The organism is Variovorax fucosicus (assembly GCF_030316825.1).
Classification (GTDB): Bacteria; Pseudomonadota; Gammaproteobacteria; order Burkholderiales; family Burkholderiaceae_C; genus Variovorax; species Variovorax fucosicus.
The window spans coordinates 17,799-32,275 of sequence record NZ_JASZYU010000004.1 but is presented as its reverse complement, the minus strand read 5'-3'; the positions used below and the strand labels follow the sequence as shown (position 1 = coordinate 32,275).

The window sequence follows — 14,477 nt, the reverse complement described above, 5'->3', positions numbered from 1 at the left end:
CCTGCATCGGCCCGCATGGCGTTCAGGACGCCGACGGTTCCAGAAACGCCAGCACCGCGCGCGCAAAGGCTTCAGGCATCTGATCGGGCAAGGGCACCATGCCGCCCTCGATGTCGACCACGCGCGCCTGCGGCAGATGCTGCAGCAGTTCGGCGGCATGCGGCGCCGCGAACGGATCGTCGGTGGCGCGGATGATCAGGACGGGCTGCACGACACGGTCGATGCGGTCTTCCATGCGGTAGGCGGCGACCGCGCGGTGCCCTTCTTCGAGGCGGCGCCCGACCTTCAATGCATCGAGCACGAAGGCTTCGAGCAGTTCGGGCCGGCCTGGCGGGTAGAAGCCCTGGCGCTTTTGCCACAGCGCCGCGAGGTGCTGGCCATCGTCGCTGGGCTCGACCTCGTCGATCGGCGGCCGCTCGGCGCGCGCGCGGCGAAAGGCCTCGTCGGTGAAGGGCGTGGACGAGAGCACCAGGCTGCGCACGCGCCCGGGGAAGGCGGCGGCCAACTCCACCGCGATGACGCCGCCGGTGTGGTGGCCGACCACGTCGGCGCAATCGATGCCCAGCGCGTCAAGCAGCTCGCACGCCACACGCGCCCATTGTTCGATGCTGGCGGGCGCCTCGCCGGCCGCGGAATCGCCGAAGCCTGCGGTGTCCATCGCAATCGCGCGCCGGTGCGCGCCGAGCAGCGCCAGCACCTCGCGGTACTCGGCCCAGCTGCGGGGCGACTGATGCAGCAGCAGCACGGCGGGTGCCTGCGGCTGGCCGCACGCGGCATAGTGCACCTGCCCCACCGACAGGTCGGCAAAGGCGCGGCGGATCGGGCTCATTCCAAGGTCCCGGTCGCCGGCGCGCGCCACAGGCCCGCGTGCCGGAGCGCGCCCAGCGTTCTGGAAAGCACATCGCGCCGGTAGACGGCGATGTCGCGCCCTTCGTAGCCGTAGAACCCGCTGCCGCTCTTGAGGCCGAGGCGCCCCTCTTCCACCATGCGGTCGACGATGGCGGGCGCGGTGTAGCGCCCGCGGTCGATCGACGCGGCCATCTCGCGGCTGGCGTGGTGCAGGATGTCGCAGCCGCCGAAGTCGATGAACTCCACCACCCCGAGTGCGGCAAAGCGCAGGCCCAGGCCGTAGCGCGTGGCCTTGTCGATCTCTTCGGCGGTGGCGGCGCCCTCCTCGATCATGCGTGCGGCCTCGTTCATCACCAGCGCCTGCAGCCGCGGCACGATGTAGCCCGGGGATGCGCCGCACACCACCGGCAGCTTGCCGATCGCCTCCATCAGCGCCTTGGCGCGGGCCAGCACGGCGGGGTTGGTGGCCGGATGGCAACTCAGTTCGACCACCGGAATCACATAGGCCGGGTTGAGCCAGTGCATGTTGAGAAAGCGGCCGGGGTTGCGAACCAGCGCGGCCAGCTGCGTCACGAGGATGCTGCTGGTGGTGGAGGTCAGGATCGCGTCGTCGCGGCAATGGCGGTTCAACTGCGCGAAGGCATCGCGCTTGGCATCGAGCGTTTCGGGCACACCTTCGAACACCAGCTCGGCCGCTTGCAGTGCAGCAGGCGCCCCGGCCGCATTCACGAGATCGACGCGCGACGCGATGGCCTCAACCTGCGCCGCGTCGATGACGCCCAGCTGTGCCAGCCCGTCCAGGCTGCTCTCGATCTCGGCCCGCGCCTCGCCCGCCAGCTTGTGCCAGGCGTCGTCGCTGCGCGGACGCAGATCGATCAGCGAGATGCGGTGGCCCGCGTAGGCAAACGCGATCGCGATGCCGCGCCCCATGCGGCCCGCGCCGACGGCCGCGAAACGCGGCAGCGCTTCATTCGCCATCGTGCAGCCTCTGCGTGAGCTGCGCCGGCGTCAGCTCGGCGAGCCCCAGCGTTTCGAAGGTGCGCTCGCCAAGCCGCAGGTCGCGCCCCAGAAAGCCGCCCACGATGGCCAGCAGGCCGTGGGCAATGGGTGCATCGACGCCGGCGTAGCGCGCGGCGGACGCGAGGAAGGCCAGCCCGAGTTCGGTGTCTTCGGTGACGTAGCGGTGCGCGTAGAGGTCGATGTTCTCGCGCCAGTCGCCCGACTTGACGAGCTGCTTGTGCGCATCGCCGTACATCCACCGCTCGTTGTTGTAGTGGTCGGCCAGCGGATAGTGCGGCGCGCCCTGCCCGAAGGCCTCGCGCACCGCGATGCGCTCCTGGTCGAGCCGGTCGGTCACGTCGCGCACGGCGCGCTGCGTGCCTTCGTTGTGGATGTCCCAGCGCTCGAAATGCTGCAGCGGCGCCGCGTTCATGACCATGAGCGGCGGGTGGATCACCGGCCCGGCATTCATCAGGGCGCCCGACAGCGCGTCGCCGCAGCCATGCACGCTCGGGTAGGCCTTGCGGATCACCGCGATCGCCTCGGTCGCCTTGCGCGCCGGGTAGACCCCGGTGGGGAGGCGGACGGCGCGTATCGTCAGATTCACCTCGCGCTCGCCGTGCTTGCGCGCCAGGTAGGGCAAGGTGCCCGTTTCGGCCCAGGCCACGTCGGCGTGGCTGCCCGCCTGCGCAACCGTTCGCGCCATCACGAAGCTGCCAAAGGTCCCCGGCGGCAGAAAGACGACCTGCCCGTCCGCCAGGTGCGGCGCCATCTCCAGAGCGATGTCGTGCTGTGCGATGGCCGGCGTGGGAACGACGATCAGTTCGGCGCCGCGCAGGGCGTCTGCGATGTCCGGTGTGGCGAGCGCGAGCGGCACTTCGCGCGTGCCGGCGGCATCTTTCAGCGTGATCGCGCCGGCACGGATGACCGACTCGAGCGCGGCGGCGTCACGGCGCCACAGGCGCACCTCGTGGCCGGCTTCGGACAGGTCGGCAGCGGCCGCATAGGCGCCGTGCCCACCGCCGAGGATTGCAATTTTCATGGTCGAAAGCGCAAGAACAGGAGTCGATGAACCGGCGCCGCGCTGCGGAACCGGAGGAGCAATGCGTTATTACATTACTTTTCATCAATTCATGTGTCAACCACATTTTTCATGGGCGGTTGAACTGCACCACACACCGCTCAGTCTGTGCGGCGTTCTGCGCGACTGTTCGAGTGCCCTCTTCTCGACTCAAGCTTCCGCGAATTCGATGACCACGCGCGACGCCACTTCGCCGCGCTGGAGCCGGTCGAGGACCCCGTTGATCGATGTCAGGGGCTGCAGTTCGATGTCGGCCTTGACCTTGCCCTCGGCGGCGAAGGAGAGCGCTTCGGCCATGTCCCTGCGCGTGCCGACGAACGAACCGCGCACGGTGATGCAGTTCGCCACCACATCGAAGAGCGGGATCGGGAACTCGCCTGGTGGCAGCCCGACCAGGACGCAGGTGCCAAGCTTGCGGGTCATGGCGACGCCCTGTTTGAATGCGACCAGCGAGGGCGCTGTGATCAGGACGCCATGCGCTCCGCCGCCGGTTTCCTTCTTCACGGCAGCCGCCGCGTCGCCGTTCCTGGCATTGATCACGACGTCGGCCCCGAGTTGTTTGGCGTGGGCGAGCTTGCCCTCGTCGATGTCGACCGCACAGACATGCAGACCCATGACCTTGGCATACTGGATCGCCAGATGCCCGAGCCCGCCGACGCCGGAGACGGCGATCCATTCCCCAGGCCTTGCCGCGGTCTCCTTGATCCCCTTGTAGGTGGTGATGCCGGCGCAGATGATGGGTGCTGCATCCCGGGCCGCCAGGCCGACAGGCACGCGGGCGACGTAGTTCGGGTCGGCCAGGATGTACTCGGCGAAGCCGCCGTTCTTGGTGTAGCCGCCGAACTGCGCCTGGGCGCACACCGTCTCCCAGGCCGTCAGGCAGTACTCGCAATGACCGCAGGCCGAGTAGAGCCAGGGCACCCCGACCCGGTCGCCCTCTTTCACGCTCGTCACGCCGGCTCCGACGGCCGCCACGCGCCCGATGCCCTCATGGCCGGGAATGAACGGCAGCGTGGGCTTCACGGGCCAGTCGCCATGCGCGGCATGTAGATCGGTGTGGCAGACGCCGCAGGCCTCGGTCTTGACCAGGATCTGGCCGGCCCCGGGCGTGGGGATGTCCCATTCCTGAAGCACCAAGGGTTTTCCGAAATGCTCGACGACTGCAGCTTGCATCTTTTGTGTCATGAGTCACTCCTGTTGATGGCGAGGTCATGCCGGCGCGTCGATCGAATTGGCGCGAACCAACTTTTGCTATCGGCGAAGAGCTCGCCGAGCCTCGATGCGCATCCTGCACGGTGCGCGCAGCAGGGCGAGCCGTCTGTGCGCTGGCCCACGCCCATAGGTGCGCTCAAGTGCCTTCGTCAGTGTCGACTCAACAGCCCGACACGCATGTGCCGGCAGCGTCAAAGCCCATGGGCACACCAGAGCGCGGGATGTGCACCGGAACCTTCACTGCCTTCACAAACGCTTCCGTCTTGCTGCCAGGGCGCACCTTGCCGTTGATCGTGCCGACCTCGTTCGCATGCGATGCGATCACCGAAGCAGAAGGCTTGCGCCTTTCTGGTCCAGGTGCTCTCACCCGTCGTCAGTTCGGCCTATGTCGTGCAAGCGCATCCCGAGAACATGGAGTCGTCGCGCATGCTCGCAACGTACTCGCTCAACGGAGAACGCGCCCCGGTGCTCAGCCGCAGAGTCATCGGCGGCGCGCTGCATCTTGACGGTTCGGTCACCTTTTTCAACCACGCCACCTCGACCGAAATTTGCCGAACAACAAGGCCGATATTGCTGCCGGCTACCTCAGCCTGGTCAGCACGCTCACGCGCCAGCATCTGGTGGGCCAAAGGCAGGCCCATTTGACCCAGTACTTTTCGCAGTGGGCGATACACTGAAGGTACTGACAGCCGACGTCGTCGCTGCCAGGGTGCGCTGAACCTGGATGACGCCGATGTCGACCTTCCGTTCGAGCAGATTGGTGGCGAAGGCGTGCCGCACCCGAGGCTATGTCTTTGCTCGCAGCGGATGCGCGCTCTTCCCAAGGAGTTCATCGCGATCGGGCGGTGCGCGACATGGTTCTGAAGAACTGGAGCGCCTATGGCTACAAGACCTGAAGATCCAAGAGAGCCAAAGAAATCCCGAACCAATCGGTGGCAAACCAAACTCGTGCAGCCGACCGTCCACGCGCCAGGTGACTTCAAGTCCTTGGCTACGCCGGTCCATCGAGGCTCAACGGTGTTGTTCGACCGCCAGGCCGATGTCATCGACGATTGGCGTCAGACGGAACACGGCTACAGCTACGGCCTCTACGGCACGCCCACCGTCCTGGAATTGGGGGCGCGTATCGCCGAGATGGAGGGTGCGTTCCACACCTTCATCGTGCCGGGCGGACAGGCCGCCATAGCGCTGACTTATTTGACCTTCTGTCGCAGCGGTAGCCATGCGCTCGTGCCGATCAGCGGGTACGGCCCGAATCGGGAAATGGGGGAAGGTCTTCTCAAAGGCCTCGGAATTGAAGTCGAAGCCTACGACCCCCTGGTTGGATCCGGCGTCGCCGCGTTGATACGTCCGAATACTGCGTTGATCTGGACCGAGAGCCCGGGCTCGGTCACGATGGAGGTTCAGGACGTGCCCGCGATCGTGGCTGCCGCGCACGCTCGCGGCGTGCCAGTAGCGCTCGACAACACTTACGCGGCCGGTGTACTTTTCGACGCGTTCGCGCACGGCATTGATGTGAGTATCCAGGCGCTGACCAAATACGTCGGCGGCCATAGCGACCTACTGCTTGGCTCGATGTCGGTGAACTGCAAAGAGACATACGAGTCAGCCGGGGCGGTCTATAAGCAACTCGGGATGGCCGTCTCCCCGGATGACTGCAGTCTGGCGCTTAGGGGCCTGCAGACGCTGGGCGTCAGGCTCGCGCATCTCGAATCCGCTACGTTGGAGATCGCGCACTGGCTTCAGCATCAGCCTCCGGTTGAGTCGGTTTTTCATCCGGCCCTGCCTTCTTGTCCTGGTCACGTGCATTGGCAGCGCGACTTCACCGGTTCCTCCGGCGTGTTTTCCATACTCTTCGCACCACAAATCGCTTGCGCGCAGGTCGCCGCTTTCGTGGATGCACTCGAACTGTTCAGGATCGGGTTCAGTTGGGGAGGCGTTACCAGTCTCGTCCTCGCCTATCCCACCCTCGATCGGGCGGGCAAAGACTATGGTGGTCGGCTCGTTCGCTTGAATATAGGGTTGGAGGAGACCGCCGACTTGATCGCAGACCTCGATCGCGCGATCAGGGTCATGCAAGAGGAATCCTGAGCTACGTTGCGGTGACGGCAAGCTTCTCGCGGTGCCCACGTGGTTGGGAAACGAACGCTGTGCAGCACCCAGCTCAGTTCGCGTCAAGGCAGGTACCCTGCGAATCCGCAAAGCTGCCGTCGGCCCGCTGCGACCAGCGCAGCAGCTTTACGCCCGGACTCCCCTTGTATGGCTGAACCCAGACGAAGTTGTAGCAAGCCGGCAGATCCTCAGGCTGCAGGTCGAGTGCCACCTTGGTCCGCATCTTGGGTTGAGCCAGGATCGCCTCGATCTGGGACGGTGACGCAACGCGCTGAAACGCACCGGTGTTGGCATGCACCACGTTGACCGATCCGCCCTTCATCTCGCCCAGGGGCAGTGTGGCCGGCTCAACCGCGCTGTGCGTGTGGCCGAAGACATAGACGGATGCCACCTGCCGCGGGTCAGCGGCCACTTGCGGCAACACGCGACGCAGGTAGTCGACCTCCATCTGTCTTTTGCCGATGAAGATGCCCTTGACAGCGGCGCCGAGCTCGGTCGAAAGCTTCGGGCAAGGGGTCGCACCTGCAAGGTTGTTCTTGGCCGCGCAGATGGCGTCGACCTCGTTATCTGTGAGGCTCGCCCCGTCGAACACAAGTCCCCCGCTCTTCTTCGACGCGCTGGCTGCGGCGTATAGCCGGGGCTCAGGCTTGAGGATGTCGAGGAAAAAATCGGTCGGCATCCGACGCACGGTTTTTCGATCCCATTGAGGAAGCTGGTCTTCCCCAAGTGCGATGAAAGCTTGCCGGATGGACTCCTGCAGCAGAACAAAGCGAAACAGTTTGCCTATCGCCACCGAGGTCTGCCGGAAGCTCGCTTGATCGAGCGCGAACTTGACGCCCGTCCACTCGTCCGAAAGGTTGTCGACAATCGGGAAGACGTATTCGTACTGGTTGTAGAACTGCTGCACCATGTTCTCGCCCCAGGGCTTGCGCAAGTAGGTGATGCCCTTGCGATCGACGAAAGGCGCAGGCCATCGATCGAACTGGTTCAAGTCGTCGAACTGGTGACCGTGGTCGGAGTAGATCTCTCCGTCCCCCGACAGCCAGTAACCACGGCTCTCTACGGTTACGGGGAGCCCTGCAAACTCGGCGAGCAGGCGTGCCTGGACTTTCGAAAATAGCAGTGCAGCGTCGTGGTTTCCGGGGATGAAGAAAACCCGATGGTCTCCCGCGGCGACGAAACTGCGCAATGAATTGACGAAGTCCGCGTGCGCCTTGATCACGTGCTCGAGCCGGGCCAGAGCCTCCTGCTCGTTGCAGCCGATCTCGGTGTCGTCCTCGTTGCAGTCCGGAATCTTGCATGCCGGGTTGGAGAGATCGCCGGTGCAAGTCATTGTGGGCGACTGCCAGAGCTCAAAAGTGTCGCCCACGAACACGAGGTCGCTGCCTTTCCCGCCGCGAGCAGCTACCCATCCGAGGAACGAATCGAAGTCGGCCTGCCATCGAAAGTCTTCGATCTTGTTCCAGTCGTTCCCGACCTTACCGGCCCCAACATGCAGGTCGCTGACAAGCACGACATGCCGATCGCTGTCGGCCCAGGCAGACGCCATGGCTAGCACGGCCGCGGCGAACACCAGGAGCCGGATCAGTAGCTTTCTCATGAGATGTCGCCCTTGGGTGCCTCGGGTTGCGGCGCCGCCATCGGCATGGATGCGGGAACCCCCACCGCGGCAGCAGCCGGCGCGCAGATTTTCTGGAACGGATTGCCCACGAGCACGTACTTGAGCGCGGAGCCCTTGTAAGTGAACATGCCCCCTTCCGCTCTAGACCACAGGCAGCGCGTCGCCAGCGCGTGCGTCTGGCCAATGGTCAGTTCTTCGGTGTGCGTGACAAGCACCGAGGCCATGCAGACGAGATAGTTGGCGGCCAGGTCGCCGTCAATGCCCGACGTGGTCGCGACGATGGCCGCGACGCGCCGCTGCGCCAGCATGCCGATCGGCATGCCGTTTGAGATCTCGCTCATGGCCGAGTTGCATGCGTTGAGGATGGCGATGGACGATCCCTGGAAGTCGCGGCGGATGTCGCTGGCACCTATCCCTTGAGCGGCATCCGCCCCGAGCGAGAGTTGTCCTCTCTGGTGATGGCCGACGTAGGTCAGCACGTACGGCCGATCTGCCGAGTCCTTGTCGGGCTTGTTGAGCCACATGCCGAGTTCGTCGAGTGTCGGGGACTGGGGGTAGATGTGCGAGCGCCAATTTTGCTGGAGCGGCTTCAGGCCGTTCAGTGCCGTCTGCAACGCGTTGTCAGTGACACCGGCCACGTTCTTGGGAAAGGCGACATACCAGTCGCGTGGGCAGGGTCTTGATGGACTCAGATCCTGGTCGGTCAGCCTGAGGGCCAGCGCGAACCTTTCGCCAAGGAAGATGGGTGGCCCGTCCTTCTCCTTGGAGATACCCATGGCCCCGATCGGCAGCATGGTCGACGCGTAGTGCGATTGCGCCCCCTCCTTGACGATGAGCACGAGCATCGTCGGCGGTAGCTTCGCCTTCGGATCGTTCGCCGTGTCGACGATGATCTGTCTCGCCTTTGCTGCACGATCCCTGTTGACTATCTCGTCCTGCTCGAGTTCGCGTCCAGGGGCTGGATCCGGATCGAAAAGCGGCCGCGCGAACTTGTGGCCCAGTGAAAGCAGTGCGTCTGCGTTCTTGCTGCTGCCCACGATCGATGTGAAGTTTTCGGTCGCCTGCTTCAGCGCCTCGATGTCCTGCTGGCTTGTCCACTCAATCTCGTCGTATCCGGATGCGTTGGGCGTGGCGTCGGCGCCCGCCCTCCTGTAGAGCAGCCTGGCCGTGAGGCGCCGGTACAGGGAGCCGTCCGCCTTTCCCTCGAGGGCTTGCAGGATGAGAGACAGATCGACGGGCAGGCTGCCCGGATGGAAAAAACCTTGCGCGCTGGTGTCGACTGCCACGCTGTCGGGCCAGGCCTTACCGGTAGACAGGTTGATGACCATCGACTGGACGGGGACTGCGGAGAGGGCATCGACGATCGCGACACCGACCTGGTGGGTGCCCGCGACCAGGATCCGAAAGTCGAAGCCGAACTCTGCCACCGTGGCTTCGCGAATCAGTTGATCTGTCCAGGCGGGGCCCGGAATCTCGCGCAAGCCCGGCGGCATCGCCCGCAGCCGCTCGAGGTCGATGGTCATCGATTGGCGCCGCACCGCCTGTGGAATACGCAGGCGCTGTTCGTCGGAAGGAGTGACAAAGACGTCGAGCGCAAGTTGTTTCCTCGACACATCGGCGATGGCCGTCTTCAATGTCGAGGTCAACGCTGCCGACGGCTTGATCGACGCCACGGGTGCGATTGTCCCAAGGTCGACGGTGGAAAGACGTAGGGTCAGCCGGTTCAGCGCTTGCAGTTCGATCTCGCCGGCTTGGGGCAAGGGGCGTGCGCCGAAGGCCGACTTGGCAGTCGCCGGGGTTGGCCGCGTGAGCCAGTAGTTCCAAATGACGGGGTCGATCCCCGGTTGGCTGCCTTCGGGACGGATCGGGTCGGCAACGACCATTCCTTTGGCGGCCGCAGTCGCCGCCATGGCAGCCTCGCGAACTGCCACCGAAGACGCAGTGAATTTTGCGGTCTGGCCCGCAGTATCGATCGACTGTCGAAACTCACGCGCTTGCAGCTCAGGCACAGCGCCCAGGGGCGGAAGTGAAGGAGTGGGAATACTCGCGATCGCAGGAGGCTCCACGGACGCGCTGCTCTGCCTTTGCTCGGACTCTTGGCGTTGGGCTGCCACAGGCGGCGTCGGAGTTGGCGGTGGTTGCCGGTCGAGGATCTGTACGAACAATGCGACGAGCAGCAGGACGATCGCCACGATCGCCCCTCCCAGCAGGACGGCCTTCGTGCTGGTGGCCGTCGATGGACTGCCCGATATCGGGATCGCTGCAGTTTCGGAAGCTTGCATAGAACCTCCGTCTTCGGGTTGGAGAACCGTCGAACGCCGTGGATTGTGCGAGCCCTGTCATATGCTGACAAGCCATGAACATGCATTTGTCGCACCACGACTCGGGTTCATCCCCACTTCTTGGGAGTCCAATATTCAAAGGCTCGGTAGACACTGCTGATCGAACCGAGGAGAAGCTCATGCGCCAGGATCCCCACGCTTTCGATCCTCCAAGCCCGCGCCTGCTGTGGCTCGTCGCCGTGATTCTGATGATCATCCTGTCGAGCGGATGCAGCTCCAAGGAGCCCTACCGCATCTCGGGCCGCAACTGTGAGGTTCCAGAGGCTCCGAAAGACAAGGACGACAACTACCTGTGGGAGGCGAAGGGGGCCGATGGCAGGCCTTGCGGTGACGCGTGGCAGGTGTCGATTGCGAAGCCCGTGCCATTCACCGTCAACTTCGTCGAGTTCGACGACCAGGGCGTATTCGCAAACCGGCGCCAGGCCGAAGCGGCGATCGCGAACGCTGTCAAGTCCGAAGCCGAAGGATCCTACGTCGTAGTGTTCGTTCACGGCTGGCATCACCGTGCGAAGACCGGTGACGGCAACGTGCAGGGCTTCTACGACGCACTCGCGTCGGTGAGCAGGTGGAACCCGACCCGCAAGATCAAGGGCATCTACGTCGGCTGGCGGGGCGAGTCGGTCGACGTGCCCTTCGTCAACAACCTCACCTTCTGGGATCGCAAGGGAACCAGCGACGAGGTGGGACGCGGCGCGCTGCTGGAGTTTCTCCTGCGTCTCGAACACGAGGTGAAGATGAACCCGCAGGACAACAACAAGCTGGTGCTAGTCGGTCACAGTTTTGGCGCATCGGTGACCTTCAATGCGCTGGCACATGTGTACCTGTCGCGCTTCCTCGACGGCATCTACTCAAGCGACAGCAAGCCGAGATTTCGCGGCTACGGCGATCTCGTGGTGCTGGTGAATCCGGCCATCGAAGCGATGCGCTACATGCCCTTCCAGAGCGCGCTCGACTACTACTCGCGCATTTCGACCCGACCGAAGCTCGACTTCTCGCACGAGATGCGGCCGTCGTTGGTCGTGTTGTCGTCGACCACCGATTTCCCAACGCGAAGGTTGTTCCCGGCAGGCCGAGTCTTGACGACAGCCTTCGAGACGCACGCACGCGTGTCCGAGAGCAACAGCCCCGACAACGAAGGTGCGTACGTCGAATGGAACATGGACATCAAGACGGTTGGCAATTTCTGGAACTTCCAGACGCACGCGACCATCGAGCTTGCAGCGGCCGACCCCGGTGCCGCGCAGCAGGCACCGGAGAAGGATCTCGCGGCTGGCCTTCGCGATTCCTGCAAGCCGGTAGCGCCGGCCGAGTTGCGGCGTCTCCTCAACCAGCCGGAAGGCGCCGCGACGGCAGATCACTTTCCCGACTCCCGCATCCGGATCCGCCGCCTCGCCGGACAGGGCATTGACGGCTCGCCCTACATCGTCGCTGCGGTCGACGAGAAGATCGTGGACGGCCACAACGACATCGGCGGCCTCAACCTGGTCTGCTGGATCAACCAGCTCCTGGACACCCGCGAGAGCACGCCTGCGCCGGCCATCCCCAAGCAGCAGAACCCTGCAGTCGACTACAAGGCGCGATCCTAGGGCGACGTCGATTCCGACCGACTTCGCTCGAGTCCGGAGGGCATGCTAGACGATGGCACAGAACCGGAATCGGTGTGTCTCACCGTGGCTGTGCCTGCCACGGGATCGCGACCCCGAGTTCAAGTGTTCCCAAGCCCCAAACAAAGAAAAACGGGTTGCAGCATTTCTGCTGCAACCCGTTGATTTTATTGGCGGAGTGGACGGGACTCGAACCCGCGACCCCCGGCGTGACAGGCCGTAAAAATACAAAATCGCACCAACTTAGTGCGACAACTTGAGACGTTCTGAACCTAGAAATTTTAGCTTAAGTCATTGTTTATAAAAGACTTTACCGTCTCATGCAGATTCAAGCGATCTTAGATCGGATTGTTCAAGCGCGTGCAAAATGTTCCCACGGTGTTCCCACAGAGCCCGTTTTTGAGCTATTCTGTTTCCATCTTGCCGGGGGGCGCAGATCGACGCCATGAGCGTGGGAACAAATGCCCAGCCCTCCCTTGCGACCGCCTTCCCCAGGAAGCACAGGATGGCTCACTTTCAATTGACAGATCGGGCGGTCAAGACCGCCAAAGCAACAGAGAAAGAACGCCTGATGGCCGACGGCGGCGGGTTGTTCCTGCGTGTCCTGCCAACTGGCTACAAGTCGTGGATGCTGGTCTACGGCTTCAACGGCAAGCGCCAGAAACTGGCCCTGGGCAACGCCGCTGACGTATCGCTCGCGAAGGCACGCGAAGTCGCCTCCGAGGAGCGCGCCCGCATCGCCTCTGGTGCCGACCCGCGTGTGGCGATGATGGAACGCGAGACCGAGCAGGCAGTTCAGCGCGAGGCCCTCATCGCTGCGGAGATCCAGCGCAAACGTGAGGCATCCACCCTGGGCGACATGTTTGATGCCTGGCTCGAGAACGGCGTGCAGCGCTCCGACGGCAACGCCGAACTGCGCCGCACGTTCGATAAGGACATCCTGCCCCGCCTTGGCAACGAGCCCGTGCGCGGCATCACCGACTTCGAACTGCGCGACGCGCTGCGCAAGGTCGGCCGCGACCGTGGCCGTGGGCGCACGGCAGAGCGCATGTTGTCCGAGATCAGACAGATGTACCGCTGGGCGATCAAGCGCCAACCATGGAAGGCGTTGCTCAGCGAGGGCAACCCGGCCGAGTTGGTCGAGACCAAGCAGGTGGTGCCCAGCGGCTACGAACCCGTCATCCGCGAGCGTGTCCTCAAGCCCGCCGAAATCCGCCAGTTGCGCGATATCTTCGCCACGACGTTGGAGCAGTACGAATCGGCCGAGAACCGGCGCAGCGCCGACCGCCCGCTGCAGCGAGAAACGCAACTGGCCCTGTGGCTCTGCCTCGGCACAGCATGCCGCATCGGTGAGCTGCTGATGGCCCGATGGGAACACATCGACCTTGAAGCCGGGACTTGGTTCGTTCCGCGCGAGAACACCAAGACGCGCGTGGACTGGCAGGTCTACCTGTCGAACTTCGCATTGCGCCACTTCAAGGAGCTTCATGGGCTCACCGGCGAAGGTGAAGGCAAGAGCGAGTGGTGCTTCCCTGCCCGCCAGAAAGAGGGGCACATCGACGTCAAGACCGTTTCCAAGCAGGTCGGCGACAGGCAGATGCGCTTCAAGAACCGGAAGCCGCTCAAGAACCGCCGAAACGACGACACGCTGGTGCTGTCCAAAGGCGAGAACGGGGAATGGACCACGCATGATCTGCGTCGCACCGCGGCCACGATGATGCAGGCGCTCGGCATCAGCCTGGATGTCATCGACCGTTGCGAGAACCACGTCATGCCAGGCAGCAAGGTGCGCCGGCACTACCTTCACCACGACTACGCCGACGAGAAACGCGACGCCTGGCGCAAGCTCGGCGAGCGGCTCGACGCAGTCCTGCTCGAAGGCTGACCCCTTCTTTGCTTCACGGCGTCTGTCGCCGCCCTCCTCTTCCCTGGCGATGCTGGCATCATTTCAGCGTCGTCATCATGTGGCGTGCGAGGTGCGCGGTAGCCGCCGGGATCGTCGATCCAGGCTTGGAGCGATGCCGGCGTCCAGCCACAGGCGCGCCCACCCAAATGCACCGGAGGCGGAAAAATCCCGTCAGCGATCCGCCGATACACGGTGGCGCGGCTCAAGGCGGTGATGCGCATGACGTCGGCGATACGGAAGAACGCCGGCGCAGCGGTCAGCAGGCGTGGAGCACCAGCGCCGGACTTCCCGAGATCATCGGATTCATTGGTAGACAAGCTGCACACTCCTGAGAACATCAGGTCAACAGATTGCCCTGCGGTGCAGCCGCGAACGACCCATCCAGGCATACCGCAGCGTAGGCACGCTCATGCAAACTCACATCAACTTAGCTCGTGTTGGGCGGTAGACAGAGAGGAAGAGCAGGGAAGCAGTTGTACACAGCTCCGCGCAATTTCACCAGCTACCACGCCGGCGTGAAGGCGTAGATTCCGCAGAGAAGAAGTCAATCACGCGCCCCGCCTCGGCCAGAAAACCCACTCTGCGCCATTGAGTCCTACGGGTGCTTGCCCCCGCTTTTTGAGCATTACAAAGCAGTCTCGGCCGATGCCTGTCTGGGTGGTCTCCACGACAGAAAGCATGGCCCCACCGCCACCGCGGCATCGATGGTGTTTCCGCCGGAACGCAGGATATCGAAGGCCGCCAGCGCCGC

11 protein-coding genes are annotated in these 14,477 nt (G+C 63.9%); 4 read left to right on the top strand and 7 right to left on the bottom strand.

Annotated features, from left to right (window positions below; translation table 11 throughout):
• Positions 1–22: 22 nt before the first annotated feature.
• From QTI05_RS22185 to adhP, 4 genes are all read right to left on the bottom strand, one after another.
• A complete protein-coding gene (locus QTI05_RS22185) occupies positions 23–829 on the bottom strand; it encodes an alpha/beta fold hydrolase (RefSeq protein ID WP_286619672.1) in 807 nt (268 codons plus the stop codon).
• Positions 826–1,827: a 3-hydroxybutyryl-CoA dehydrogenase gene (locus tag QTI05_RS22180; RefSeq protein WP_286619671.1), complete on the bottom strand. Its 1,002-nt coding sequence runs from the start codon at positions 1,825–1,827 to the stop codon at positions 826–828. The genes QTI05_RS22185 and QTI05_RS22180 overlap by 4 nt, the downstream gene beginning before the upstream one ends.
• A complete protein-coding gene (locus QTI05_RS22175) occupies positions 1,817–2,890 on the bottom strand; it encodes an NAD/NADP-dependent octopine/nopaline dehydrogenase family protein (protein ID WP_286619670.1) in 1,074 nt (357 codons plus the stop codon). Before QTI05_RS22175 ends, QTI05_RS22180 begins: the two co-directional genes overlap by 11 nt.
• 189 nt (positions 2,891–3,079) lie before the next feature.
• Complete coding sequence (adhP, locus tag QTI05_RS22170; protein WP_286619669.1) at positions 3,080–4,114, bottom strand: alcohol dehydrogenase AdhP; 1,035 nt, start codon at positions 4,112–4,114, stop codon at positions 3,080–3,082.
• Between the two features lie 342 nt (positions 4,115–4,456).
• Here adhP and QTI05_RS22165 point away from each other — a divergent pair, with 342 nt between their 5' ends.
• Entirely contained in the window at positions 4,457–4,786 is a 330-nt protein-coding gene (locus tag QTI05_RS22165; RefSeq protein WP_286542833.1) for a hypothetical protein, read from the top strand.
• Positions 4,787–5,020: 234 nt separating this feature from the next.
• Positions 5,021–6,232: a cystathionine beta-lyase gene (locus tag QTI05_RS22160; protein WP_286619668.1), complete on the top strand. Its 1,212-nt coding sequence runs from the start codon at positions 5,021–5,023 to the stop codon at positions 6,230–6,232.
• Between the two features lie 73 nt (positions 6,233–6,305).
• Here the strand turns inward: QTI05_RS22160 and QTI05_RS22155 are convergent, their stop codons facing one another.
• Both QTI05_RS22155 and QTI05_RS22150 read right to left on the bottom strand, forming a co-directional pair.
• Positions 6,306–7,853 (bottom strand): metallophosphoesterase, encoded by a 1,548-nt coding sequence (locus tag QTI05_RS22155; protein WP_286619667.1) that lies wholly within the window; start codon positions 7,851–7,853, stop codon positions 6,306–6,308.
• On the bottom strand, positions 7,850–10,156 hold the full coding sequence (locus QTI05_RS22150) for a hypothetical protein (RefSeq protein ID WP_286619666.1): 2,307 nt from the start codon (positions 10,154–10,156) through the stop codon (positions 7,850–7,852). Before QTI05_RS22150 ends, QTI05_RS22155 begins: the two co-directional genes overlap by 4 nt.
• A 179-nt stretch (positions 10,157–10,335) precedes the next feature.
• On the opposite strand from QTI05_RS22150, the gene QTI05_RS22145 reads away from it, so the two are divergent.
• Together QTI05_RS22145 and QTI05_RS22140 are read left to right on the top strand one after the other, a co-directional pair.
• Complete coding sequence (locus QTI05_RS22145) at positions 10,336–11,802, top strand: hypothetical protein (RefSeq protein WP_286619665.1); 1,467 nt, start codon at positions 10,336–10,338, stop codon at positions 11,800–11,802.
• Positions 11,803–12,265: 463 nt separating this feature from the next.
• Positions 12,266–13,705 carry a tyrosine-type recombinase/integrase gene (locus QTI05_RS22140; RefSeq protein WP_353505967.1) on the top strand — a complete coding sequence of 480 codons (1,440 nt, stop codon included), beginning with the start codon at positions 12,266–12,268 and terminating at the stop codon, positions 13,703–13,705.
• On the opposite strand, the gene QTI05_RS22135 is transcribed toward QTI05_RS22140, so the two are convergent.
• Positions 13,633–14,064, bottom strand: coding sequence for a helix-turn-helix transcriptional regulator (locus QTI05_RS22135; RefSeq protein ID WP_444812952.1), 432 nt, complete (start codon positions 14,062–14,064; stop codon positions 13,633–13,635). The two genes, QTI05_RS22140 and QTI05_RS22135, sit on opposite strands and share 73 nt — an antisense overlap.
• Positions 14,065–14,477: the final 413 nt, after the last annotated feature.